General features: G+C 36.1%; 24 protein-coding genes. 14 read left to right on the top strand and 10 right to left on the bottom strand.

The annotated features are described in order from the left end of the window. Positions 1-114: 114 nt before the first annotated feature. Positions 115-690: a tetratricopeptide repeat protein gene (locus tag ACIEHO_RS03745; protein ID WP_406968811.1), complete on the top strand. Its 576-nt coding sequence runs from the start codon at positions 115-117 to the stop codon at positions 688-690. On the opposite strand, the gene cls is transcribed toward ACIEHO_RS03745, so the two are convergent. From cls to ACIEHO_RS03730, 3 genes are read right to left on the bottom strand one after another with little or no spacing between them, the layout of a single operon-like run. After that, positions 687-2,138: a cardiolipin synthase gene (cls, locus tag ACIEHO_RS03740; RefSeq protein WP_406968809.1), complete on the bottom strand. Its 1,452-nt coding sequence runs from the start codon at positions 2,136-2,138 to the stop codon at positions 687-689. The two genes, ACIEHO_RS03745 and cls, sit on opposite strands and share 4 nt — an antisense overlap. Before the next feature lie 6 nt (positions 2,139-2,144). Continuing rightward, entirely contained in the window at positions 2,145-3,065 is a 921-nt protein-coding gene (locus ACIEHO_RS03735) for a lytic transglycosylase domain-containing protein (RefSeq protein WP_406968807.1), read from the bottom strand. Positions 3,066-3,101: 36 nt separating this feature from the next. Then, positions 3,102-3,767, bottom strand: a complete 666-nt coding sequence (locus tag ACIEHO_RS03730) for an alpha/beta hydrolase (RefSeq protein WP_406968805.1) — start codon at positions 3,765-3,767, stop codon at positions 3,102-3,104. A gap of 113 nt (positions 3,768-3,880) precedes the next feature. Between ACIEHO_RS03730 and ACIEHO_RS03725 the strand changes: the two genes are divergently transcribed. Next, positions 3,881-4,177: a GNAT family N-acetyltransferase gene (locus ACIEHO_RS03725; protein WP_406968803.1), complete on the top strand. Its 297-nt coding sequence runs from the start codon at positions 3,881-3,883 to the stop codon at positions 4,175-4,177. A gap of 68 nt (positions 4,178-4,245) precedes the next feature. On the opposite strand, the gene ACIEHO_RS03720 is transcribed toward ACIEHO_RS03725, so the two are convergent. Together ACIEHO_RS03720 and mtaB are read right to left on the bottom strand one after the other, a co-directional pair. Continuing rightward, the gene (locus ACIEHO_RS03720) at positions 4,246-4,638 is read right to left on the bottom strand and encodes a hypothetical protein (RefSeq protein ID WP_406968801.1); all 393 of its coding nucleotides are present in this window, start codon (positions 4,636-4,638) and stop codon (positions 4,246-4,248) included. Between the two features lie 111 nt (positions 4,639-4,749). Next, positions 4,750-6,081, bottom strand: coding sequence for a tRNA (N(6)-L-threonylcarbamoyladenosine(37)-C(2))-methylthiotransferase MtaB (gene mtaB / locus ACIEHO_RS03715; protein ID WP_406968799.1), 1,332 nt, complete (start codon positions 6,079-6,081; stop codon positions 4,750-4,752). A 105-nt stretch (positions 6,082-6,186) separates the two neighbouring features. Here mtaB and ACIEHO_RS03710 point away from each other — a divergent pair, with 105 nt between their 5' ends. After that, on the top strand, positions 6,187-7,815 hold the full coding sequence (locus tag ACIEHO_RS03710) for an ABC transporter substrate-binding protein (RefSeq protein WP_406968797.1): 1,629 nt from the start codon (positions 6,187-6,189) through the stop codon (positions 7,813-7,815). A 2-nt stretch (positions 7,816-7,817) separates the two neighbouring features. On the opposite strand, the gene ACIEHO_RS03705 is transcribed toward ACIEHO_RS03710, so the two are convergent. From ACIEHO_RS03705 to ACIEHO_RS03695, 3 genes are all read right to left on the bottom strand, one after another. Continuing rightward, on the bottom strand, positions 7,818-8,150 hold the full coding sequence (locus tag ACIEHO_RS03705; protein ID WP_406968795.1) for a hypothetical protein: 333 nt from the start codon (positions 8,148-8,150) through the stop codon (positions 7,818-7,820). A gap of 3 nt (positions 8,151-8,153) precedes the next feature. Continuing rightward, positions 8,154-9,329, bottom strand: coding sequence for a GlmU family protein (locus ACIEHO_RS03700; protein ID WP_406968793.1), 1,176 nt, complete (start codon positions 9,327-9,329; stop codon positions 8,154-8,156). A 143-nt stretch (positions 9,330-9,472) separates the two neighbouring features. Beyond that, positions 9,473-9,724 (bottom strand): type B 50S ribosomal protein L31, encoded by a 252-nt coding sequence (locus ACIEHO_RS03695; RefSeq protein ID WP_406968791.1) that lies wholly within the window; start codon positions 9,722-9,724, stop codon positions 9,473-9,475. A 160-nt stretch (positions 9,725-9,884) separates the two neighbouring features. Here ACIEHO_RS03695 and ACIEHO_RS03690 point away from each other — a divergent pair, with 160 nt between their 5' ends. From ACIEHO_RS03690 to ACIEHO_RS03660, 7 genes are all read left to right on the top strand, one after another. After that, on the top strand, positions 9,885-10,397 hold the full coding sequence (locus ACIEHO_RS03690; RefSeq protein WP_406968789.1) for a DUF4199 domain-containing protein: 513 nt from the start codon (positions 9,885-9,887) through the stop codon (positions 10,395-10,397). A gap of 57 nt (positions 10,398-10,454) precedes the next feature. Further along, positions 10,455-11,405 carry a glycosyltransferase family 2 protein gene (locus ACIEHO_RS03685; protein WP_406968787.1) on the top strand — a complete coding sequence of 317 codons (951 nt, stop codon included), beginning with the start codon at positions 10,455-10,457 and terminating at the stop codon, positions 11,403-11,405. 94 nt (positions 11,406-11,499) lie between these two features. Further along, the gene (locus ACIEHO_RS03680) at positions 11,500-13,230 is read left to right on the top strand and encodes a phospho-sugar mutase (RefSeq protein ID WP_406968785.1); all 1,731 of its coding nucleotides are present in this window, start codon (positions 11,500-11,502) and stop codon (positions 13,228-13,230) included. An 81-nt stretch (positions 13,231-13,311) separates the two neighbouring features. Then, entirely contained in the window at positions 13,312-15,141 is a 1,830-nt protein-coding gene (locus ACIEHO_RS03675; protein WP_406968783.1) for an ABC transporter ATP-binding protein, read from the top strand. A 291-nt stretch (positions 15,142-15,432) separates the two neighbouring features. Continuing rightward, positions 15,433-15,975 (top strand): RNA polymerase sigma factor, encoded by a 543-nt coding sequence (locus ACIEHO_RS03670; protein WP_406968781.1) that lies wholly within the window; start codon positions 15,433-15,435, stop codon positions 15,973-15,975. A 33-nt stretch (positions 15,976-16,008) separates the two neighbouring features. Further along, positions 16,009-16,509, top strand: coding sequence for a hypothetical protein (locus ACIEHO_RS03665; RefSeq protein ID WP_406968779.1), 501 nt, complete (start codon positions 16,009-16,011; stop codon positions 16,507-16,509). A 6-nt stretch (positions 16,510-16,515) separates the two neighbouring features. Continuing rightward, positions 16,516-16,971 carry a sensor of ECF-type sigma factor gene (locus tag ACIEHO_RS03660; protein WP_406968777.1) on the top strand — a complete coding sequence of 152 codons (456 nt, stop codon included), beginning with the start codon at positions 16,516-16,518 and terminating at the stop codon, positions 16,969-16,971. 58 nt (positions 16,972-17,029) lie between these two features. On the opposite strand, the gene ACIEHO_RS03655 is transcribed toward ACIEHO_RS03660, so the two are convergent. Further along, a complete protein-coding gene (locus ACIEHO_RS03655; protein ID WP_406968775.1) occupies positions 17,030-18,013 on the bottom strand; it encodes a WD40/YVTN/BNR-like repeat-containing protein in 984 nt (327 codons plus the stop codon). A 100-nt stretch (positions 18,014-18,113) separates the two neighbouring features. Between ACIEHO_RS03655 and ACIEHO_RS03650 the strand changes: the two genes are divergently transcribed. From ACIEHO_RS03650 to ACIEHO_RS03640, 3 genes are all read left to right on the top strand, one after another. Then, the gene (locus tag ACIEHO_RS03650; RefSeq protein ID WP_406969839.1) at positions 18,114-19,331 is read left to right on the top strand and encodes an RsmB/NOP family class I SAM-dependent RNA methyltransferase; all 1,218 of its coding nucleotides are present in this window, start codon (positions 18,114-18,116) and stop codon (positions 19,329-19,331) included. Positions 19,332-19,479: 148 nt separating this feature from the next. Beyond that, a complete protein-coding gene (locus ACIEHO_RS03645; protein WP_406968773.1) occupies positions 19,480-19,797 on the top strand; it encodes a fructosamine kinase family protein in 318 nt (105 codons plus the stop codon). Between the two features lie 8 nt (positions 19,798-19,805). Beyond that, complete coding sequence (locus ACIEHO_RS03640; RefSeq protein ID WP_406968771.1) at positions 19,806-20,339, top strand: fructosamine kinase family protein; 534 nt, start codon at positions 19,806-19,808, stop codon at positions 20,337-20,339. Position 20,340: 1 nt separating this feature from the next. Here the strand turns inward: ACIEHO_RS03640 and ACIEHO_RS03635 are convergent, their stop codons facing one another. After that, positions 20,341-21,402: a bestrophin family protein gene (locus ACIEHO_RS03635; RefSeq protein WP_406968769.1), complete on the bottom strand. Its 1,062-nt coding sequence runs from the start codon at positions 21,400-21,402 to the stop codon at positions 20,341-20,343. A gap of 156 nt (positions 21,403-21,558) precedes the next feature. Here ACIEHO_RS03635 and purL point away from each other — a divergent pair, with 156 nt between their 5' ends. After that, entirely contained in the window at positions 21,559-25,215 is a 3,657-nt protein-coding gene (gene purL, locus ACIEHO_RS03630) for a phosphoribosylformylglycinamidine synthase (RefSeq protein WP_406968767.1), read from the top strand. Positions 25,216-25,227 lie beyond the last annotated feature (12 nt).

Genomic DNA, 25,227 nt, shown 5'->3' with positions numbered 1-25,227 from the left:
TTTTTTACAGGCTCGTCACACCTTATTTTTCATAAAATTTTAGTTTCTTTGCAGTCTTAAATACTTATTAAAGTTTCTTTTTAGGAAACCGGACCTAAAAATTGTATAAAAATTATGTTCAATAAAAATATAAAACTAGTAATTGCCGTGGGGCTAATAGCCTATGCTGTTTACCTTTTCACTGAAGGCTACGTTGGCAATGGCATCATGTTAATCTTATTATCGCTAATTTTTGTATTTCTATATTTTAAAAACGAATTTATTCTTTTAGCCTTTTTAAGGTTACGTAAGCAGGATTTTGATGGTGCAAAAAAGTGGTTAAGCAAAATTAAAAATCCGGAAGCTGCATTGGTAAAAAAACAACAGGGTTATTACAATTATTTACATGGTATCATGGTGTCTCAAACCAACATGAACGAGGCCGAAAAATACTTTAAAAATGCTATTTCTTTAGGATTATCTATGGACCACGATTTAGCCATGGCAAAATTGAACTTGGCCGGTATTGCTTTTTCAAAAAGAAGAAAGCAGGAAGCACAAAAACTACTTACCGAAGCTACTAAGCTGGACAAGCAAGGTATGCTTACCGATCAAATTAAAATGATGAAGGAAAATATGAAGCGCGCCCAAATGCCAAACCAACATTATGGTTCTGGTGGCTCTATACGTTCTCAAAAAAGGAGAGGTTAAATTAACGGCGACCACAACCTACAATACGACTCTTTTAGTTTTTCAATCTTTGGGCGGCTTGCCCATCGTTCAGGTTCAATCTGTTCAGCATGTTTTAAATCCTGGAGAAACTGCTGCTTAAGCATTTTGCTTTTTCCTTCATTGTATATAAAAGCATTGACTTCAAAATTAATGTTAAAGCTTCTGTAATCCATATTTGACGTACCTATGGTAGAAAAGATATCATCGACAACCATGGTTTTTGCATGCACAAATCCTTTAGTATAACGGTACACTTCAATACCTGCCTCCAAAAAATGCCGTAAATAAGAATTGGTAGCATGCTTAACAACCCAAGAATCTGATTTTTTTGGAATAATCAATTTAATATCCACACCACTTTTAGCAGCTACTTGTAGCGCCATAATCAATTGGTCATTGGGCACAAAATAAGGGGTCGTGATATAAACATAATTTTCCGCTGTGGTTATCGCTGTAAAAATGGCTTCCATGATATATGCCCAATCAGTATCTGGGCCACTAGCCGCTATTTGAACCGCCACATTATCTTTGCAATCGACCTCTGGAAAATAAGCGCGATCTATTTTTAGTTTTTCATTTGAAACAAAATGCCAAGTGGTAAAAAAATTAATCTGCAACGATTTCACCGATTCGCCCACAATGCGCACATGGGTATCGCGCCAAAAACTGTCGTTGTATTCATTAACATATTCATCGGCAATATTAATGCCACCTACATATGCTATTTCTCCGTCTATAACAGCGATTTTTCGATGGTTTCTGTAATTCATCTTTCCCGTAAACCTTGAGAAAACCACCGGCATAAATGGATGATGCTCAATACCGCAATCTTGAAACTTTTTTTTGGTTTTAGAAGACAGTTTACTGCCAACATCATCGTAAGCCAATCGCACTTGGACGTCTTCTGCTGCTTTATCGCACAGCACCTCTAAAATTTCGTCCCAAAGCCTGCCTTCAAATATCACATAATATTCTAAATGGATGTGATGTTTTGCCGATTTTAAATCCTCAATAAGTCGTTTAAACTTTTCATCGCCATTTATCAACACATCCATTTGGTTGCACAGGGTTAATGGCGAATTTTTGTTGCTGTACAGGAGCTTCACCAATTTCAACTTACCTTCAAGTTCGTTATCAACTTGATCTATTTCTTCCTTATCCAATTCCAATTCATCGTTTATCGATTTAATGGTAGCTTGGTTGAGGACGTGTTTTCTACTGAATATTTTATTCTTTCGGTATTCTTGTCCGAATAAATAGTAAATAAGCACCCCAAAAAACGGAAAAAACACTAAAACTATGACGTAAGACAAGGTTTTGGTAGGGTTGATGTTTTTAAGCACAATGGTTATAACCGCAGATATGGCTATAACGTAATTGAGCACTATTAATATAACCCAAATATGCTCTTTTATAAAGTCTATCACCACAGATTAGTTATAATATCCTTCTTTTGGAATATCAATAAAGTACTGTTTGCGAGATTTATTATTTAAATGAGGTTCGCGTAACCACGGGTTGTGTATTTTTAGCAGCTTATAGTTAATGCCAAACTGTTCGGCAAATTTTATAAAATCGGTAACCGCGGTATCTACTTCTACCTTAAATGTAGGTACTTGACTATAAAGATCCTTTTCACGAAAGTTGAATCCGTATTTTGAAGGGTTTGACAAAATTTCTTTGAAAGCCACAATCCTAAATACATATCGTCCCGTTTCTTCACCAAGCAACAAATCGTAGTAACCTGATACGTTCTGTTCTTTCAGCCGCCTCGACACACCCGCATTGCCAGCATTATAAGCGGCAGCAGCCAATGTCCATGACCCTAAATTTTCTTTTGCATCTAAAAGATACTTACAAGCTACCTCGGTTGCTTTTTCTAGATGGTAGCGTTCATCTACATTATCATTAACCTCTAGTCCGTTTTCACGACCAGTGGCTGGCATAATTTGCCAAACGCCTCGCGCTCCGGCAGGAGATACGGCATTTGTTAATCCGCTTTCGATAACGGCCAAATATTTAAAATCGTCTGGAACACCATATTTGGCAAGAATAGGCTCTACAATCGGGAAGTATTTTTTTGCTCGCTTGAACATAAGCAACCCATTTGATTGCCAATAGGTATTGACCAATAACTCCCTATCGATTCGTTCCAAAATATCGGGGTTTTCAATAGGTACTTGCTCTCCTGCAAAATTTAAATCTTGCGGAACTTGAAGTGCATAAACGTTATAATCGTTTATCAATTTCTTTTCAAAGTTTTCATCTGTTGGCGCGTCTTGTAGGGCATAAATAAATAATGCGCATAAACTTATTAATCCCACTAACGCCAGTGCTTTCTGTACAATCTTCATTTTTAAAAAGTTTTCTATAAAATTAAACAAATAAACCTAGTTATCTAAAATTATCCTAGGCAAATTTTCATTAAACCACTTATACTTATTGATTACCATAATGTGCGTGCCACCCTTTATAACCATACACTTTTTTATGTTTTTAATGGGAAACACAGGGTCGTTATCACCATGAATATGAACAAGATCTTTTCGGTATTCCATTTGTTCCCAGCACACCATATTTTTTATGGCCCAACTTAAATATTGGTCGTTATTAACCGAAAGATACTTTTTGTAAAGCTTTATTCGTTTTTCTATGGTTTTGCCAAACGTATACTTTTCAAGAACGTCTATTTTGCTAGCCAATTGTGTGGGCACAATCTTATAAGCCCCAGTAGCTTTTGCCAAAACCATTCTTTTGGGAAGCTCGTCCACACTTTTTATACTAGATATAATGATGAGTTTTTTTGCATGGATACATTTATCCATTTCTTGAACCAAAACCCCACCAAAAGACACACCGATTAACACAACATTACTGTGCTTTACTTTTTTGCACATTCGAACAGCATAATCGCTAAGCAACTCATTATCAAGGGGTATATGCCACTCCAAAAAATGCATCTTAAATTGATCCTCTGGCAATTTAATAAACTCGAAAATTTTTGGGCTAGCTGCCATTCCAGGCATAAAATAAACATGTATTAACTCTTGATGCATAGGAGATTAACCTTAGACTTCCTTTATTTTTAGCTTTTTTTTACGTACTTTTGCACAAAGTTATACAATAGTGCTCACTATTTCACATTCCTTATAAATTAAAATATTTTACCATGGTTGAAGCTGCAGAATTAATTGACAATGAGTTCTTGCGTCAATTTGAAATTAAAATTGATGGTCATTTAGCAAAAATTGAATACTCACTTCAAGAACGAAAGATCTTTTTAACCAAGCTAATTATCCCGGAAGACATTAAAGACGAGAATTTTCAAAAAGACTTTTTAGCTCTTGTCTTTGAACAAATTGCAGAACGCAATTTGAGTATTGTCCCTACTAGCCCAGAAATCGCAAAGTTTGTGAGAGGCAACAGAAAATACAAAAGAATGCTTCCTGTTGGGGTAAGGATATAGTGTTAGACAAAATAAAAAATCCGGAACTTTTAAAGTTCCGGATTTTTTATTTTATTTTTTGTGAGCGTTTATTGTTTCTTTAAAAAGACTGAATAATCATTGGATATTTTTTCCAGTAATATATCTTCCGAAGTACTTTGAACAAGTTCCCCATCAGAATTTATTAAATACTTTTCCTGAAGGGTATCGTCCATAATAGTAATTACATTATTACTTTCATTCCAATTAAATGAAGTAGCGCTTGATGTAATTGCTCCCGAACTAAAAAAAGACTCAGAAATTTTTAAACCTTCATTTTCAGGCGCGAATACTAATTTAAAAGTATTAGTGGTATTATTTTCAACCATAACCGCTTCCCAGACACCAAATAATTGATTACTTTCTTCAATGCTATCTTTAGAGCAAGACATAAATAATAATACAAGAGAAAGAAAGACTACTAGTTTGGGGCTGCATTTCATAATTAATAGGTTTGTTTATTTATTGTAGGTTTTCAAATTTATAGTAATCCTTAAACTTCAAATAATAAAAGCGTTTAAACCCAATTAAATTGGCTGAACTACAACCTCCTGTTATTCAGCAAGCATTTTAACATTAAAAAAATCAAACCTCACCAACCCGTCATCATCAATTTTCGTAAGTTCAACTTCATGCAAAGTGTTTACCAATTCTGGGTTCCAAGGGGCTTTTACCTTAACATAGTTTTCGGTAAACCCATGAATATAACCTTCTTTATTTTCACTTTCGAACAAAACAGTTCGAGTCGTGCCTAATTGCCTTTCGTAAAATGCACGACGTTTTTTAACCGATAAACCGCGTAACATTTTGCTACGTTTACTCCGCACATTTTTCGCCACTACACCTTCCATTTCTGCCGCTTCAGTATTATCGCGTTCAGAATAGGTAAATACGTGTAAATACGAAATATCCAACTCGTTTAAAAAATTGTAAGTTTCTAAAAAATGTTCGTCGGTTTCACCTGGAAAACCAACAATCACATCAACACCAATGCAGGCATGAGGCATCACTTCTTTTATTTTTGAAACACGGTCTACATACAATTCGCGCATGTAACGACGTTTCATCATTTTTAATATTTCGTTATTCCCAGACTGCAATGGCACATGAAAATGGGGTACAAAAGCCCTTGACTTCGACACCAAATCTATCGTGTCGTTCTTCAGCAAATTGGGCTCGATGGAAGAAATACGCAAACGCTCAATACCTTCTACTTCATCCAACTTGGTCACCAAATCCAAAAAAGTATGCTCGTGTTTTTTATTGCCAAATTCACCTTTTCCGTAATCACCAATATTCACACCAGTTAAAACAATCTCCTTGATATTTTTTTCTGAAATTTCCTTGGCGTTTTTAAGCACATTTTCCATAGTATCGCTACGGGAAATACCTCTTGCCAATGGGATGGTACAATAAGTGCATTTGTAATCGCAACCATCCTGAACCTTTAAAAATGCCCGGGTTCTGTCGCCAATAGAATAACTCCCCACATAAAAATCAGCCTCTTCAATTTCGCATGAATGCACCTCTCCAAAATCGTTTTTGGTCAGGTCGTTTAAGTAATCGGTAATCTTAAATTTTTCAGTGGCACCTAAAACCAAGTCTACACCATCAACATCGGCCAACTCTTGCGGCTTTAACTGGGCGTAACAGCCAACAGCAGCCACAAAGGCTTCAGGGTTTTTCTTTTGAGCCTGCTTCACAATGGTTTTGAAACGTTTATCGGCATTTTCGGTTACCGAACACGTATTTATCACATAAATATCAGCGTTTTCAGAAAAATCAACCCGATCAAAACCTTCATCATTAAAGCTTCTGGCAATGGTAGAAGTTTCAGAAAAATTCAGCTTACAACCTAAAGTATAAAATGCGACTTTTTTATTCATGAACCCTTTTATTATTCTGTACCAATCTCCATCGGGATTGTTTCAGAATCATTTAATATATATCTTTACATTTAAAAGATTGCAAATTTACAACTAATAAACCATATGATAAAACCTGTTTTAGGCCAAATAATATTCTATCTATCAATTAGTTGTACTTTATTTTTGTTTTTTTCTTGCGGAAACGACGCCAACCCAAACAGAGACCATTTGGTTTTTCGGTACAACGAATACGCTAATATCAACACCTTGGACCCAGCTTTTTCGAGAACGCTACAGGACAATTCCGTTTGCAACCAACTTTATAACGGACTTGTTCAATTGGATGACGAATTGAACATACTTCCAAGTATAGCAAAGCGTTGGCATATTTCTGAAGACGGATTAACATATACGTTCCATTTAAAAAACGACGTCTCCTTTCACAAACATGTACTTTTTGGAAAAGATTCAACAAGAACTGTAACTGCTCAAGATTTCACCTATAGCCTAAACCGCCTACTGGACGAAAAACTAGCCGCACCGGGCAGTTGGGTTTTAAACAAAGTTGATGATTTTGAAGCTGTTAACGACTCCACTTTTCAAATCTACCTAAAACAACCTTTTCCAGCCTTTATTGGCTTGTTGACCATGAAATACTGTTCGGTGGTGCCCAAGGAAATTGTAGAGCATTATGGCTCTGAATTTAGGTCGCAACCCATTGGAACCGGCCCTTTTAAATTTAAGCGCTGGGAAGAAAATATTAAACTCGTTTTAAGAAAAAATGAAAACTATTTTGAATCCGATGAAAATGGCGAGCGACTCCCCTATTTAGAAGCTGTTGCACTCACATTTTTACCCGATAAACAAAGTGAGTTCTTGCAGTTTGTGCAAGGCAATCTCGATTTTTTAAATAGCTTAGACGCCTCTTATAAAGACGAACTGTTAACGGCAGACGGAAAGCTAAGAAACAAATATGCTAAAACCGTTAATATGATTCGTGGCCCATATTTAAATACCGAATATTTGGGTTTTTATTTAGATTCAGACACACCAGAAATACAATCTGAACTCATTAGAAAAGCCATCAATTACGGTTTCGACCGAAAAAAAATGATGATTTATTTGCGCAACGGAATTGGTAACCCTGCTAACGGCGGTTTTATTCCCATCGGGCTTCCTGGTTACGACAAATCCATCGGCTTTGCATATCAACCGGAAAAAGCCAAACAGCTCATTGAGCAGTTTAGGGCTAAAAGCGGTATAACAAATCCTGAAATCACCTTAGTTACAACCAGTAATTATTTAAGTTTTTGTGAATTCATTCAACGAGAACTTGAAAAGGCAGGACTTACAATTAACGTAGACGTAATGCCCGAAGCCACTTTACGAGCAGCACGTTCAAACGGGAAAGTAGACATGTTTAGAAGCTCTTGGATTGCCGATTATTTGGACGCCGAAAATTATCTATCAATTTTTTATAGTAAAAATTTCGCGCCCAACGGCTCTAATTATTTCCATTATAAAAACACTGCTTTTGACAGCTTGTACAATAGAGCATTTACCATTACCGATATTGAAAAACGGAAGCACCTATACAAGACCATGGATTCCTTAGCTATGGACAAAGCTTTAATGGTACCATTGTATTATGATGAAGTGGTACGATTTACACAAAAAAATGTAAAAGGTTTGGGGATCAATCCGATTAATTTATTGGATTTACGACACGTTAGGAAAGAAAAGACTAACTAGTCTTATTCTTCAATATTTCTTCCAATATCATTAATTTCATCCTTCACAACTACTATAGATTTTTTCCATCGATTTTCAAGAAGGATATAAAACCCCCAAAGAGCAGCTAAACCTATGGGCAGAGCCAGTAAATTTACACCTAAATTAGACTCCCAATTAAACCCCCAATTGAACACGGCCATATCTAAAACAGCTATTAAAGCTAGTACAACAAAACCCGAAACATAATAAATAATAATACTTAAAATAGCATACAACCATTTACTTTGATTGTAGTCTTCGGCTAAATCGTAAAATCGTTTGCCGATAAAATAAATAAGTAAAATTCCGAGCATATGCTATCCTCTTCTGTATTTTTTAGTTTCCTCAAAAACGTGCTCTAAAATAGCTCGGTCTTTTTCGGAAAACTCAACACTTCTCCTTGCCATAACCACCTTGGAAACTTCAAACGACTTTTTTGTTAAGTATGTTGTGAAACCACTGCTACCTCCCCAACTGAAACTAGGGACAAAATTTCTTGGAAAACCACTACCAAAAATATTGGCACTTACGCCAACCACCGTACCGGTGTTAAACATAGTGTTTATACCACATTTACTATGATCGCCCATCATGAGTCCACAAAATTGAAGTCCTGTTCTAGCAAAACCTTCTGTTTGGTAGTCCCACAAGCGTACTTCAGTATAGTTGTTTTTCAAATTAGAATTATTAGTATCAGCCCCCAAATTGCACCATTCACCTAAAACGGAATTACCTAAAAAGCCATCATGACCTTTATTGGAATACCCAAAGATTACTGAATTATTAACCTCTCCACCAACCTTACTGTAAGGCCCTACCGTTGTAGGCCCATAAATTTTGGCACCTAACTTAAGAGCTGCACCTTGGCACAGTGCCAAAGGCCCACGGATTATTGCCCCTTCCATAATTTCAGCTTTCCGCCCAATATAAATGGGCCCGTTACTGGCGTTAAGTGTAGTGAATTCCAATTTTGCTCCTTTTTCTATAAATATATTTTCTGGAACTATTACATTATTACTTGACGGAATAGGTTGTGACTTTCGGTTTTTGGTAATTAATGCAAAATCTTCTTGAATAGCCTCGCCATTTTTCGAAAAAATATCCCAAGTATGTTCTATTTTAATAATGTCTTCACCAAATTCAATGGCTTCAAAAGCATCAAAATTAATATCGTCTTGTGCTTCTTTAGCGAAAAACGCAATAACATCTTCTCCTTTAAAAATAGCTTGATTTTCCCTGAGGTCTTTAATCATCTCAACCAATTCCAAATTTGGCAGGTATGAAGCATTTATCATCACATTTTCTTCCATCTCTACCATGGGGAATTTATCAGATAGATAATCTTCGGTAACCGTGGTTGTAGTGGTATCTAAAAAAGATTCCCATTTTTCTCTAATAGTTAAAATGCCAACACGTATATCAGCCACTGGTCTGGTATATGTAAATGGCAACAGGCTGTTTCGAGAAGGTCCATCAAAAAGAATATAATTCATAATAGCAGATGTTATAAACTGGATGTCAGAGCTGTTTCAAGTTCTTTTTCCAAAAAAAATTACACACTCAAATGTAGTTTAATTGTACAAAACAAAAAAGCCTTTCATTGCTGAAAGGCTTTAAAAATATCTTTGGTCTAAAATTACTTTTTAAACTTAGCGTATTTGTTCTTGAATTTATCAATACGACCAGCAGTATCTACCAATTTAGATTTACCAGTATAATATGGATGAGAGGTTCTAGAAATCTCCATTTTTACTAATGGATACTCAACACCTTCAACCTCGATAGTTTCATTAGTCTGTGCAGTAGATTTTGTTAAAAACACATCGTCGTTAGACATATCTTTAAACGCTACTACTCTATAATTTTCTGGATGTATACCTTTTCTCATCGCTAAATGCTTTTTATTCTTTTCAATTTTGGAAGTGCAAATTTAAGCAATTTTTATAAACGCACAACACTTTTTAATATTTTTTATTTCTGCTACAAATGTAACGTTTTAGTATCTTTGGCCACCAACAAACTAACTAACAAAAAACTTTTAAAATATTATGGATAAACAAACACCTTCTGTAAAACCAATTGCATACAATTATGGTTTATACCTTGCCTTAATAAACATAGCTGTTTTACTTATTATATATGCTGCAAATATTGATAAGAATTGGGGTTTATCAATTGTGAGCATCATACTTACCATTACTGTTTTTGTTCTTGGCATAAAAACATATAAAAGTTCTAACGACAACAAGTTAACCATCGGACAAGCCATAAAAGTTGGTCTAGCAATTGCAGTTATTGGTGGGATTCTTACGGCTTTATATTCTTATTTTCATTATGAATATATTTATCCAGAATTCATTGAATTGCAAAAAGAAACCGCATACAGCCAAATGCTTGAAAAATCTCCAGACTTAACTGATGAACAAATAGAAAAAGCAATGGGTATCAGTAATATTTTCATGAATTCAACCTTTTTTAGCCTATCCGCCATATTGGGCTCATTAATTTTCGGTTTAATTACGTCATTAATTTTAGGGCTAATTATGAAAAAAGAAGACTAAAATTCCTTAATTAAATTCAGTACTTTTGGTTATTGAAATTTGAAATCATTTATTTGAATGAACATATCTGTAGTTATACCACTACTTAACGAACAGGAGTCTTTAAAAGAATTACATAATTGGATTGAAAAAGTGATGGAATCCAATCGTTTTTCATATGAAATCATTTTTATTGATGATGGCAGTACCGACGATTCCTGGAACACTATTTTAAATCTTTCGGAACAAAACAGTAATGTAAAAGGGATTCGGTTTTTAAAAAACTTTGGGAAATCGCAGGCATTGCACGCCGGGTTCGATAAGGCCGAAGGTGACGTTGTTATTACCATGGATGCCGACCTACAGGACAGTCCTGATGAAATACCAGGTCTTTACCAAATGATTACTGAAGAAGAGTACGACCTAGTTTCAGGTTGGAAAAAGAAACGTTACGATTCGGTGATTTCTAAAAACATGCCTTCAAAACTATTCAATTGGGCAGCACGAAAAACCTCAGGAGTAAAACTTAACGATTTTAACTGTGGGCTTAAAGCATATAAAATTGAAGTAGTAAAAAACATTGATGTTAACGGCGAAATGCATCGTTACATTCCCGTTCTTTCAAAAAATGCCGGTTTTACCAAAATTGGAGAAAAAGTGGTGCAGCACCAAGCCCGCAAATACGGTGAAACCAAATTTGGCATGAACCGATTTATACACGGCTTTCTAGATTTAATCACCATTTGGTTTTTATCGCGATTCGGCAAACGCCCCATGCACCTATTTGGCGCCCTAGGCTTTATTATGTTTGCTATTGGTTTTGCGTTTTCGGCTTATTTGGGTTTAGATAAGTTGTTTTTGAACCCTTCAGGAAGGCTTATAACACAACGTCCACAATTTTATATCGCCCTTTCTACTATGATTATTGGTACTCAATTTTTTGTTGCAGGATTTTTAGGAGAAATTGTTTTGCGAAACAAATCAGATAAAAAAAGATATCTAATTAAAGAGAAATTAAAATTAAGTTAAGATTTTTCAAACTATTTATTAACTTTAAAACATCAGCCAATTGCTAGTTAATCAACGGCAATTGTTTAATTTTGAACTAAACTTTCACCATATTATGATACACATCGAACCAAAAATTTTAGAGAGAATTAATGCTTGGTTAACTCCTGCATTTGATGAAAACACACAATCAACTATTAAAGACAGTATTGCCAACAACCCAAAAGATATACAAGAAAGCTTTTATAAAGATTTAGAATTTGGTACCGGTGGTATGCGCGGCATCATGGGGGTTGGCACCAACAGAATCAACAAATACACTCTAGGAAAAAGTACCCAGGGTTTAAGCGATTATCTTAATAAATCATTCCCGGGAGAAAAAATAAAAACGGTTATCGCATACGATTGCCGTCACAATAGTAAAACTTTGGCTAAAGTTGTAGCCGACGTGTTTTCAGCAAATGGTATTGAAGTATACCTTTTTGAAGATTTACGTGCTACACCGGAGTTATCGTTTGCAGTAAGACATTTAAACTGCCATTGCGGAATTGTTTTAACGGCTTCGCACAATCCGCCAGAATACAATGGTTATAAAGTGTATTGGCAGGACGGAGGACAATTGGTACCTCCACACGATAGTGCCGTGATAAACATGATCAACGATTTGGACTATGCCGACATAAAATTTGAGGCCAATAATGACCTAATTCATTATATAGGAAAAGATGTTGATGCCGATTTTGTTGACGCATCAGTAGAAAATGGCTGTGTTGGTGCCACACAGGCTGCAAAAGACGATTTAACTATTGTCTTTACTTCGCTTCATGGGACTTCAATCACAGCAGTTCCTGAAACTTTAAGAAAGGCTGGTTATAAAAACGTTCATATTGTAAAAGAACAGGAAGTGCCTGATGGTGATTTCCCAACGGTAAAATCGCCAAACCCAGAAGAACCTGCAGCCTTAAAAATGGCATTGGAATTGGCAGAAGAAGTAAATGCCGATATAGTTATTGGTACCGACCCCGATTGCGATAGGTTGGGTGTGGCCGTTCGTAATTCTGAAAACAAACTGCAATTGTTAAACGGAAATCAAACGATGATTATGATGACGGATTTTCTGTTAAAACAATGGAAAGCAGAAGGTAAAATAAAAGGAAAAGAATTCATAGCAACCACTATAGTTTCAACGCCTATGCTAAACCAACTGGCTGATGCTTATGGCGTTGACAATAAAATTGTCCTAACCGGATTTAAATGGATTGCTAAACTTATTTACGACTTTACAGACTTGGATTTCATTGGCGGTGGTGAAGAAAGTTTTGGATATCTTGTCGGCGATTTTGTTCGCGATAAAGATGCCGTTACCTCAACTTTGCTGGCTTGTGAAATTGCAGCCATTACAAAATCGAATGGAAGTTCGTTCTATAAGGAACTTTTAAAACTTTACGTTGAGCATGGTCTATATAAAGAAAAATTGATATCGTTAACCAAAAAAGGGATTGAAGGGGCCGAAGAAATCAAACAAATGATGACTGATGCCAGAAACAATACGCTTAAAGTTATCAATGGTTCAAAAGTGGTGAAATTTGAGGATTATGACTTATCCGTTTGTAAAAACATGATAACCGGAGAAGAAAGCACTATTGATATTCCAAAATCCAACGTACTTATTTATTATACCGAAGATGGCAGCCAAGTGGCATTAAGGCCAAGTGGTACAGAACCAAAAATTAAATTCTATGTAAGTGTGAATACAAAATTAGGCAGTGTTGAAGATTTCAAAAAGACAGAGGCCGAACTTGACGCAAAGGCCGAAGCTATTTTAAAAGACATGAAACTAATTTAATAACCCGTATCTTTGTAAACAATTTACATGCTTTTATGGTAACCATAAAAGCATGTTTTATAAATAGACAATTCTGATTTAATGAATCATTTTTATAATATCTTAAGATATGCAAAGCCCTATAAAAAGTACGCCTTAGGCCATATCATTTCGAATATATTTTATGCGCTATTTGGCACATTGTCTTTTATTGCATTGATTCCTATGCTCGATATTTTATTCGAAAAAAAGAATGAAGTTAAACAGCTTACCAAACCGGTTTATGAAGGTATAGCCAATCTTAAAGATTACTATAAAGATTTCTTGGCTTACCACGTTAATCAATATGCTGAAAACGACCCTCAAAGGGCATTACTTTTAGTCGTTGGCCTTATCATTTCGTTATTTTTACTAAAGAACATTTTTGGTTATTTAGCCAATTATTTTATGGTCTTTTTAAGGAACGGTGTAGTACGTGATTTAAGGAACGCCGTTTACACAAAAACGGTTGAATTGCCACTTTCCTATTTCTCGGAACAAAAGAAAGGTGACATCATGGCGCGTGTAACCAATGATGTCTCAACGCTTCAATATTCTATGTTGCCCGTTTTAGAGCTCATTGCCAGAGAACCACTTATGATTATTTTCACCTTATTAGGGATGTTAATCTTGAGTGCCAAACTCACCATATTCGTATTTATTTTTATACCCATTTCAGGACTTATTATTTCAAGAATCGGTAAAAGTTTAAAACGAAAATCAGACCGTGTTCAAAACGAACAAGGTGTCATTTTATCAACATTAGAAGAAACTTTAACAGGATTGAGAATCATCAAAGGTTTTAATGCTGAACAAAAATTCGATAATAAATTTAGGGAATCTTCAAATCGTTTTTACAACTTTTCCAATAAACTGCTTAACCGTCAAAATTTAGCATCACCAACCAGTGAGTTTTTGGGTATTTTGGTTATTTCTATTTTACTGTGGTATGGTGGACAACTGGTGTTAGTTGATGGTTCATTAGATGGCAGCTCATTCATCGCATTTATGGGCTTGGCTTATAACATTATGGTTCCCGCGAAAGCTATTTCAAGAGGACTTTACAACGTAAAACAAGGAAATGCTGCTGCAGAACGTATTCAAGAAATCATTGATACGCCTAACCCGTTAAAAGATAAAGTCAACGCCATTGAACAAAAAGGTTTCGACGATAAAATAGAATTCAAAAATATTTCTTTTAAATACCAAAACGACTACGTTTTAAAAGATTTCTCATTAACTATTCCTAAAGGTAAAACCGTAGCATTGGTTGGACAGTCTGGTAGTGGAAAATCGACTATAGCCAATTTAATCACTCGTTTTTACCATGTAAACAAGGGCGAAATTCTAATTGACGGCATAAATATTAATGACCTTGCAACAAGCTCTTTACGCGAACAATTAGGAATTGTTACACAAGATGCCATTTTGTTTAACGACACTATTAAAAACAACTTGAAATTAGGAAATGACAAAGCATCTGAAGACAATATTATTGAAGCCCTGAAAGTTGCCAACGCTTGGGAATTTGTTAAAGATTTACCTAAAGGTATAGAAACTAATATTGGTGACGCAGGTGGCAAACTTTCTGGTGGACAAAAACAGCGCTTAAGTATTGCTCGTGCTGTCCTTAAAAGCCCGCCCATTATGGTTTTAGATGAAGCCACTTCTGCTCTTGATACTGAAAGTGAGCGATTGGTGCAAGTCGCTTTGGAAAATATGATGAAAAACAGAACATCAATAGTTATTGCGCATAGACTATCTACCATTCAAAATGCCGATGAGATTGTCGTGCTCAATAAAGGAGAAATAGTTGAACAAGGGAAACATAACGAGCTAATTGCCAAAAAAGGTGTTTACCAAAAGCTGGTTGAAATGCAAAGTTTCGAATAAACTAATAGTTATATAAAATAAAAAAGGATAGAGATTTGGGGGCTTCTATCCTTTTTTTGTTCTGTTAGATTTGGGACGTCTAACAACTTTAAGTAGGTTTCTGCTACAAACATAGGGCATAAATCTAATTCTCACAAGAAAAAATGCATTTAATCGTATTTTAAATACACTTTATCGATAACAATAATTTCATATTACTGGTTTTCAAGATGTTAGGTTTTATTAAAAATCACCAACTAAACCTTTTTAAACTTTTGCTATATTTAGGAGTCTAAAAACTAAAACATTTTTGTGGCTGACGAAGTACAACTGTTAGAACAATTAAAATCCGACAAGCATAAAGAAGAAGCGTTTAGAGCGTTAATTTCGCTTTACAAGGAACGCTTATATTGGCATATTAGAAATATTGTAAAGTCGCACGAGGATACCGACGATGTACTTCAAAACACATTTATAAAAATTTATAAAAATATTCATAAATTTAAAGGAGAAAGCAAATTGTTTTCGTGGATGTACCGCATAGCCACTAACGAGTCTATTACATTTATAAACAAAAAGGCGAGGCGTTTACAAACCACGCATGAAGAAGTACAGCAACAGGCTATAAACAACTTGACATCAGATGTTTATTTTGAAGGTTCTGAAATTCAGTTACAATTACAAAAAGCTATTGCTACCCTGCCGGAAAAACAGCAATTGGTGTTTAACATGAAGTATTTTCAAGAGTTAAAATATAAAGACATGTCTGAAATTTTAGAAACCAGCGAGGGCGCCCTCAAGGCCTCTTACCACATAGCTGTAAAAAAAATAGAAGACTATTTAACTAAAAATTAAACCTTTATAAAAAAAAGTAGTCTTATTAATAGAATGAAAGACAAAAAGCTACATAATATCAAAAACTCCGGTTTTACTGCGCCAAAGGGTTATTTTAACACTTTAGATGACAGGTTGTTTAATGAAGTTAAGCTAAAATCAAAGATAGACAACTCCGGTTTCAGTGTACCTGAAAACTATTTAAACAACTTAGAAAATACTATATTAAGTAAAGTTTCAGAAGAAAACACTCCAAAAGTTATATCTATTTTCAGTAAAAGAGACTTAATTTATATATCGGGCGTTGCAGCTGCTGTCTTGTTACTATTTAGTTTATCGATTTTAAAAACAGACCATATCACATTTGATAGTTTAGATACCGAAACTGTTGAAAATTACATTTTAGAAGAAAACATAGGCACATACGAAATTAATGCTGCCCTAACGGAAGATGATTTTTATGCAGACAATTTTTCCGAAGTTACTATTGACGATGATTCCTTTGAAAACTATATACTGAACGATATAGATATTGAAGATATAATGCTAGAATAACATATCATGAAAAAATTTATAATCCCCATATTAGTGCTGTTTATTTCAGTCAGTGCATTTTCGCAACACCGCGGAGATAAGTTTAAAAAGTTAAAAATACCTTTTATTTCAGAGCGCGTTAATCTAACCCCCGATGAAGCTGAAAAATTTTGGCCAATCTATAATGCCTACGAAGAAGCTAGTTCTAAATTAAGACATGAAAAAATCCGTAGCATTCACCGAGAAATTAAAGATAACCGTGATGGCATAAGTGAAACGAAAGCCAAAGAATTACTTGAAAATTTAACCAAGTACGAAAACGAACTTCAAGCCGAAGAATTAAAACTGATAAAACAGTTACAAAAAATTATTTCTAATAAAAAAATAATTCTTCTGAAAATGGCGGAAGAAGATTTTAAAAAACGGCTGTTTGACAGATACGTCAATAAAAAAATAAAACACAGAATGGAAAAAGAGAAGTAAAACAGTCCTTTTTTTATTCCCTGAAAGTAAGTTTTGAAATCCTATCAGCACCAGCAGCTTAAGCCACACTGTCATTCAAAAATCTAATTGTGTAAAAACCTTCATCATTCAGGTGCTTCCATGATTCACCGGCATCATTGCTAACGTCAACACCCTTAAAACCAACGGCTACCAACTCCTTAGCCTTTCCATTTGGGACATACTGAACGCAACTTCGATATCCTGGATTTTGGTTTTGGGCTACCAACTGCCATGTTTTTCCGCCATCGCTAGTTGCTATTTTATTGGCAGTATTGTCATTTGGTTTGGTATAGTCCCCACCAATGGCAAATCCGTTTAATTCGTTATAAAAATCAATTGAATAGATACCTTCGGTATCCTTTTCTTTTACAATAGGTGTATCAAAAACCTCCCAAGTTTTTCCTTTATCAGGTGAATAGTAAACACGACCATAAGTAGTTGCCACCCAAGCTTTATTTCCTACAATTGCAATATTGGTATCGCTGGCGGCAAAAGCCCCTTCATTTTCTGAGCCTTTTGGCAATTCGTTACAAGATAATTTTGTCCAAGTTTCGCCACCATCCCGAGTAATTATTACGCTTAAACACCCATCTGTAGAATCACCGATGGCAATACCTTCTTGGTCGTTCCAAAAACCCATAGAATCAAAAAAGGCTTTGGGATGCTTTTCATAATAAACCAACATCCCGTTTTTGTATAGCTCAGCAGGAGACCCTATAGAGAGGTAAAAAAAGTTATCATTCCTAATAGCGCAAGACCTAAAGCGGGATTCAGGATTCCGAACTAATTCAGTTTCAATTAACTCATTTAGCCCATCAAAGAATAAGGAATACTGCATTCCAACGGAAGAAATGCCCAATAACCTCTCATCATCCAACTCTAAAGTCCTAACATTCAAAAGCGAATCATGCACAAGTGTTTCAATTTCAATGGCATCAAAATTTCGAGGAATAAACCCGCCTTTCTTTCCGCAAGAAAACAATAAAAAGGCAGCTAAAAAGACTGTAAAAACTGATTTCATAAACACTAATTTTCTAGAAAGATAAACCTATTCATCTAATTAATAAAACATTCGAGAATTCGTGGCAATTAACGTAACTTTGCAGCCTTATTTACACAACATGCGATTACACAGAAATTTATGCTTTGCAGTTATTGACGGATTAACCTTAATTTTTAACGAAGGAAAGTATGCCGATAAAGTCATCCAACAATTATTAAAACGCGATAAACGTTGGGGCTCGCGCGACCGTGGTTTTGTAGCCGAAACCACCTACGATATTGTACGTTGGAAACGTCTTTATGCAGAAATTGCTGAAGTTAAAGAACCGTTTGACCGTGATAACCTATGGCGCATGTTTGCTGTCTGGGCGACCTTAAAAGGAATAAAATTACCCGATTGGAAATATTTTGAAAACACCCCAACTCGAAAAATAAAGGGGCGTTTTGATGAACTTTCAAAAATCCGAAAATTCAGGGAATCCATTCCCGATTGGATTGAAAACGTTGGACTTGAAGAATTAGGCGAAAAAGAGTGGACCCAAGAAATTGCCATGCAAAACCAACAGGCCGATGTCATTTTGCGCGTAAACACCTTAAAAACTACCAAAGAAAAACTACAAAGCATTCTTTTTGACGAAAATGACATTGAAACCGAGTTTATAAAAGGCTATCCTTCGGCTTTAAAATTAAAGGAACGTGCTAATGTTTTTGTTACTGATGCTTTTAAAAATGGATTATTTGAAGTTCAGGACGCCTCATCGCAATTGGTGGCCGATTTTCTAGATGTAAAACCGGGCATGAAAGTGGTTGACACCTGTGCCGGTGCCGGCGGAAAAACTTTGCACCTCGCTTCTTTAATGGAAAACAAAGGACAGGTTATAGCCATGGATATTTACGAAAGTAAACTAAAAAAGCTAAAAATTCGTGCGCGGCGTAACGGTGTGCATAACATTGAATTAAAAGTCATCGATTCCACGAAACCCATAAAAAAACTATACGATAAAGCCGACCGTGTTTTAATTGATGCTCCCTGTTCTGGTTTGGGTGTTTTACGAAGAAACCCCGATGCAAAATGGAAATTGGAACCTGAGTTTTTAGATCGTATCCGTGTGACCCAACAAGAAGTTTTACAACAGTACTCAAGAATGGTAAAACCCGAAGGTAAAATGGTTTACGCTACCTGTTCGGTATTGCCTTCTGAAAACCAAAAGCAGGTAGATGCCTTTTTAAAATCGGAAGCTGGAGCCAATTTCAGTTTGGTAAAAGATAAAAAGGTGTTGGCACATAAATCTGGGTTTGATGGCTTTTATATGGCTTTGATGGAGAGGAAGCCTTAGGTTTAAGTTGTTGTGTGTGTGCTGTGTCATTCTGAATTTATTTCAGAATCACACCACAAAATATTTATGGTGAGAACCTGAAACAAGTTCAGGTTGACAAAAAACAAAATCATACTATCATCTAAAACTTCTTCCGTATTTTTAAATCATGCAAACCGATTTAAAAAAACATCTTACGAGCATTCTAAACGAAACCATAACAAAAGTTTCGCCAGTTCATGGTGGCGATATCTCAACGTCTTATAAAGTTGAAGCGGAAGGCCAATCTTACTTTTTAAAGGTAAACAGCAATCCTGATGCATTGGATATGCTCAAGATTGAAGCCAGCGGTTTAAAACTTGTTGAAAACACCAACACCATAAAAACACCTCAAGTTTTAGCCTATGACGCGTTTCAAAACACAGCCTTTCTGTTGATGGAGTTTATCGAACCGAAACAACCATCATCTAAAGATTTAAAAGTTTAGGAGTTCAATTGGCTAAATTGCACCAATGTCATTCGAGAAATTTCGGCCTCGACCATAATAATTTTATTGGCAATTTGCTACAAAGTAATACCGAACATAAAACTTGGGGAAACTTTTATATTTACGAAAGGCTCCTGCCACAATTAAAATTAACAAAATCAAAAAATTTGCTTCACTCCAATGAAATTCCTCCTACGGAAACTATGGTTAAATCACTTTCTTCACTTTTCAGAAATATTAAGCCATCGTTACTTCATGGTGATTTATGGAGTGGTAATTATTTGATTTCTTCAGACGGCACACCCTATCTAATCGACCCGGCGGTGTATTATGGACATAGTGAAGTTGACATTGCCATGACTAAGCTTTTTGGAGGTTTTGGCGAAGACTTTTATGATGCTTATGTCGAAAGTATTCCGTTTACAAGTGATACTACAGCACGAATTGAAATATACCAACTGTACTATTTGTTAGTGCATCTTAATTTATTCGGACGCTCGTATTATGATTCGGTAAAATCTATACTCATAAAATATTTCTGAGTTACATTTGTACATTGTATTTTTCTGGAATCCCAGCAGGAATTTGCTCAGCATTTTCATCAAGCATTTGTCGCATGTCAATTTCAATACCTCGGGCAATAGTTGAGATTGGCACATCGTTTGGCGAACCTTCAAACGGGTTCTCTCCTACTCTAGCCATACGTTCCATAATATGAAATGCCCACGATACCACCCCACAAAACGGAATGGCCACCCAGACAAAAATTTTAGAAATTATTGGCGTGGAACCTGCAAAACCTTTAGCAATGTCTGCAAATTCAGGTACAATTCCAAACGGCAACAAAAACAGAAAAATGGCTACCAAATAATATGCTAATCCTGCGTATTGTCTAGGATATGGAAAGTTCTTTATGCGTTCAGATTTTCCTTGATGGTCAAACAAATCGCCCAAAACATTTTCCAATTCCAAAAACGAAAACTCCCAAACCAAACCTTGTTCTTTTAGTTCACGCAAATGTTTAGATTGCAAGTACAACAAAGCCGTTTGTTTATTACTTTTTGTAAGCACATATTTTTTTTCTGAATCAGATAAATACGCCTCTAATTCTTTTTCCAAAGCATATTTATATTCAGGAATATACATCTCTTTTTGCCACTCCCGATTGGTAACGTGCTCGCTAAACGATTCCCATGATTTTTTTTGCCGCATGGCATGGCGCAAGGCAGTCATCCAAGCAATATGACGATATACCAAGGTTTTTTTGTGGATTTTCAATTCATCTTCCGAAACGGGGTTATCACAATATTCGTTGGTTACCATATCCTGTACTTTCATTCCAAAGGCTCTAGAAGAATTTACAATGGCACCCCAAATTTTTCGTGCTTCCCAAATCCTATCGTAAGCCGAATTGTTTTGAAACCCTACTAAAAAAGCCACGGCTGTACCTATAAGGGCAACAGGCGTCCATGGTAAATCTAAAAACGTAAAATCAAATACATTATACAAAACGGCTATAATTGTAGCATACGAAATAAAGATAAAGGTTTCCCAACGGGACCAAATCATTAAATCTTTTACGGAGTAACGCTTTTTAGTAAGCATATCATTGTTTTATTCTCTAAATATAAAGAAAATTAAACACAATAAACCTTGTTAAAATACTGTTGATAACCAACCTTTCTTGAGAAAAAAAGGGGCTAGGAATGGGTAAAAAAGTGTATTTTTGCATTTTCTGAAACACTAACAAATTCAAACCTAATGATTCATTTCTTTGGAAACGTAAATAGCAAGGTTTTTGCTGTTCAAACAACAAAAGATTTATCTTCTGAAACCATTTCTAAATTAATCTGGCTTTTTGGCAACCAGCCTAAAATTGAGCAAGCATCGCTGGATGCGTTTTATGTTGGGCCTCGTGCTGCCATGATTACCCCTTGGAGTACTAATGCGGTAGAAATCACCCAAAACATGGGCATTACCGACATTATTAGAATTGAAGAATTTGAAACTGTTGCTGAAGGTTTTAAGAATTACGACCCGATGATCTCGGAAAAATTTAATGGTTTGAGCCAAAAGTCTTTTACCATTGATATTGAACCTGAACCAATTTTAAACATTGAAGATATTGCTGCTTATAATGCTCAGGAAGGTTTGTCATTAAGTGATGAAGAAGTGCTTTATTTAGAGGGTGTAGCAAAGAAAATTGGCAGGCCCCTTACCGACTCTGAAGTGTTTGGATTTTCACAAGTAAACAGTGAACATTGTCGCCATAAAATTTTTAACGGTACGTTTGTTATTGATGGTGAAGAAAAACCGACGTCGCTTTTTAAACTGATTAGAAAAACATCTGAAACACATCCAAACGATATTGTTTCGGCATATAAAGATAATGTAGCTTTTATTAAAGGCCCGAAAGTGGAACAATTCGCTCCTAAACGCGCCGACATTCCTGATTATTATACTACTCAGGATTTCGATTCTGTAATTTCGCTTAAAGCGGAAACCCATAATTTCCCTACTACCGTTGAGCCTTTTAACGGTGCCGCAACGGGTTCTGGTGGTGAAATTCGCGATAGATTGGCCGGCGGAAAAGGCTCACTACCTTTAGCTGGAACTGCGGTTTACATGACCTCATATTCACGTTTAGAAGAAAACCGTCCATGGGAAAATGGCGTTGCTGAACGCGATTGGTTGTACCAAACACCTATGGATATTTTGATAAAAGCCTCAAACGGTGCTTCGGACTTTGGGAATAAATTTGGGCAACCACTAATTTGTGGTTCGGTATTGACTTTCGAACATGAAGAAGAGGCTCGTAAATTAGGCTTCGACAAAGTTATTATGCAAGCTGGAGGTATTGGCTATGGTAAAACAGACCAAGCTCTAAAAGACACTCCTAAAAAAGGAGATAAAATAGTTATTCTAGGCGGTGAAAATTACCGTATTGGTATGGGTGGCGCCGCAGTTTCATCTGCTGACACTGGGGAATTTGCTTCCGGTATTGAGTTAAATGCAGTACAACGTTCTAACCCAGAGATGCAAAAACGTGCCGCAAACGCCGTTCGTGGCATGGTAGAGAGTGATGAGAATTTCATTGTTTCTATTCACGACCACGGTGCAGGAGGCCATTTAAATTGTCTTTCTGAGCTGGTTGAGGATACTGGTGGAAAAATCGATTTAGACAAATTACCTGTTGGCGACCCAACGCTTTCTGATAAAGAAATTATCGGTAACGAATCTCAAGAGCGTATGGGCTTGGTTATTGGCGAAAAGCATATTGACTTTTTACATCGAATAGCAGACCGCGAGCGTTCGCCGATGTACACCGTTGGTGACGTTACTGGTGACGACCGCTTTACTTTTCAATCTAAAACCAAAGGCAACAAACCTATGGATTTGGCTATGGAAGATATGTTTGGAAGCTCGCCAAAAACAGTAATGACAGACCAAACCGTAAAAAGAAATTATAGCGATGTCGCTTACAATTCTGATGAATTCCATAATTATTTAGAGCAAGTTTTGCAGCTTGAAGCTGTAGCCTGTAAAGATTGGTTGGTAAATAAAGTAGACCGTTGCGTTGGCGGAAAAGTAGCCAAACAACAATGCGCTGGCCCGTTGCAATTGCCCCTTAACAATGTTGGTGTAATGGCATTGGATTTTAAAGGAAAAGAAGGTATTGCCACTTCCATTGGGCACTCCCCTATTTCTGGGTTGATTAATCCGGTGGCAGGAAGTAGAAACTCTATAACTGAAGCCCTTACAAATATCATTTGGGCACCTTTAAAAGATGGATTAAAATCTATTTCTCTGTCGGCAAACTGGATGTGGCCATGTAAAAATGATGGGGAAGATGCGCGTTTATATGAAGCCGTTGAAGCCGTTTCAAAATTTGCCATCGATTTAGGTATTAATGTACCAACAGGAAAGGATTCGCTTTCCATGAAGCAAAAATACCCGAATGAAGATGTAATTTCTCCAGGCACCGTCATTATTTCGGCAGCCGGAAATTGCAACGATATCAACAAAGTGGTGGAGCCTGTTTTACAAAAAAATGCGGGTGATATTTATTACATCAATCTGTCAAAAGACAACTTTAAATTAGGCGGAAGTTCTTTTGCTCAAATATTGAACAAAGTTGGAAACGATGCACCGAATATAAACGATTCGGCTTACGTAAAAATCGTTTTTAACACCATTCAAAATCTAATAAGAAACGAACAAATAGTGGCCGGTCACGATGTCGCTTCTGGCGGACTAATTTCGACGTTGTTAGAGCTTTGTTTTGCAGACCATAATTTGGGAGCTGAATTAGACTTATCCAGACTGGATGAGAAAGATTCACTAAAAGTTTTATTCGCAGAAAACGCTGGTATTGTTATTCAAGCTAAGGATGATTCAATTGAAAAACCCCTTTCGGAAGCTAATATTGAATTTGTCAACATTGGAAAAGTTACCGAAAGTGACACCTTAAGTATTGTCAACCATACTGATGTATTTACTTTAACCGTTTCTAGATTACGTGATGTTTGGTACAAAACGTCTTACCTTTTGGATCAAAAACAAACAGCAAACGGTCTAGCGCAAGACCGATTTGATAATTACAAAAACCAAGCTTTACAATATACCTTTCCAAAACATTTTACAGGCAAATTACCAGCTATTGGAAACTCAAGACCAAAAGCAGCCATACTACGTGAAAAAGGAAGTAACTCGGAGCGCGAAATGGCCAACGCTATGTATTTAGCAGGTTTCGATGTAAAAGATGTACACATGACCGATTTAATTTCTGGTCGCGAAACACTAGAAGATATTCAGTTTTTAGGCGCCGTTGGTGGTTTTAGCAACAGTGATGTTTTAGGCTCTGCCAAAGGTTGGGCGGGTGCCATTAAATATAATGAAAAAGCAAATAGAGCTATTCATAAATTTTTTGAAAGGGAAGACACTTTATCTGTTGGAATTTGTAACGGTTGCCAGTTATTTATGGAATTGGAAGAAATCAACCCAGACCACGATATCCATGGCAAAATGCATCACAACAACTCGCATAAACACGAAAGTTCTTTTACTTCGGTAAAAATTCAAGAAAACAATTCGGTGATGCTTTCAACACTTGCAGGAAGCACCTTGGGTGTTTGGATTTCGCATGGTGAAGGAAAATTTAGCTTACCTTATTCTGAAGACCAATATCATATTGTCGCTAAGTACGGTTATGAAGGCTATCCACACAATCCAAACGGTTCAGATTTCAACACAGCCATGATGTGTGATAAAACAGGACGCCATTTAGTTACCATGCCACATATTGAGCGTTCTACGTTCCAATGGAATTGGGCACATTACCCTGAAAGCAGAAAAGACGAGGTTACACCTTGGTTGGAGGCATTTGTAAATGCTAGGTTATGGATTGAAAAGAAATAAGTTGATTGAACA

Origin of the sequence: Flavisericum labens, assembly GCF_045446075.1 — a bacterium.
GTDB lineage: Bacteria > Bacteroidota > Bacteroidia > Flavobacteriales > Flavobacteriaceae > Flavisericum > Flavisericum labens.
The sequence above is the reverse complement of the archived record's forward strand: the minus strand, read 5'-3'. Positions and strand labels throughout refer to the sequence as shown.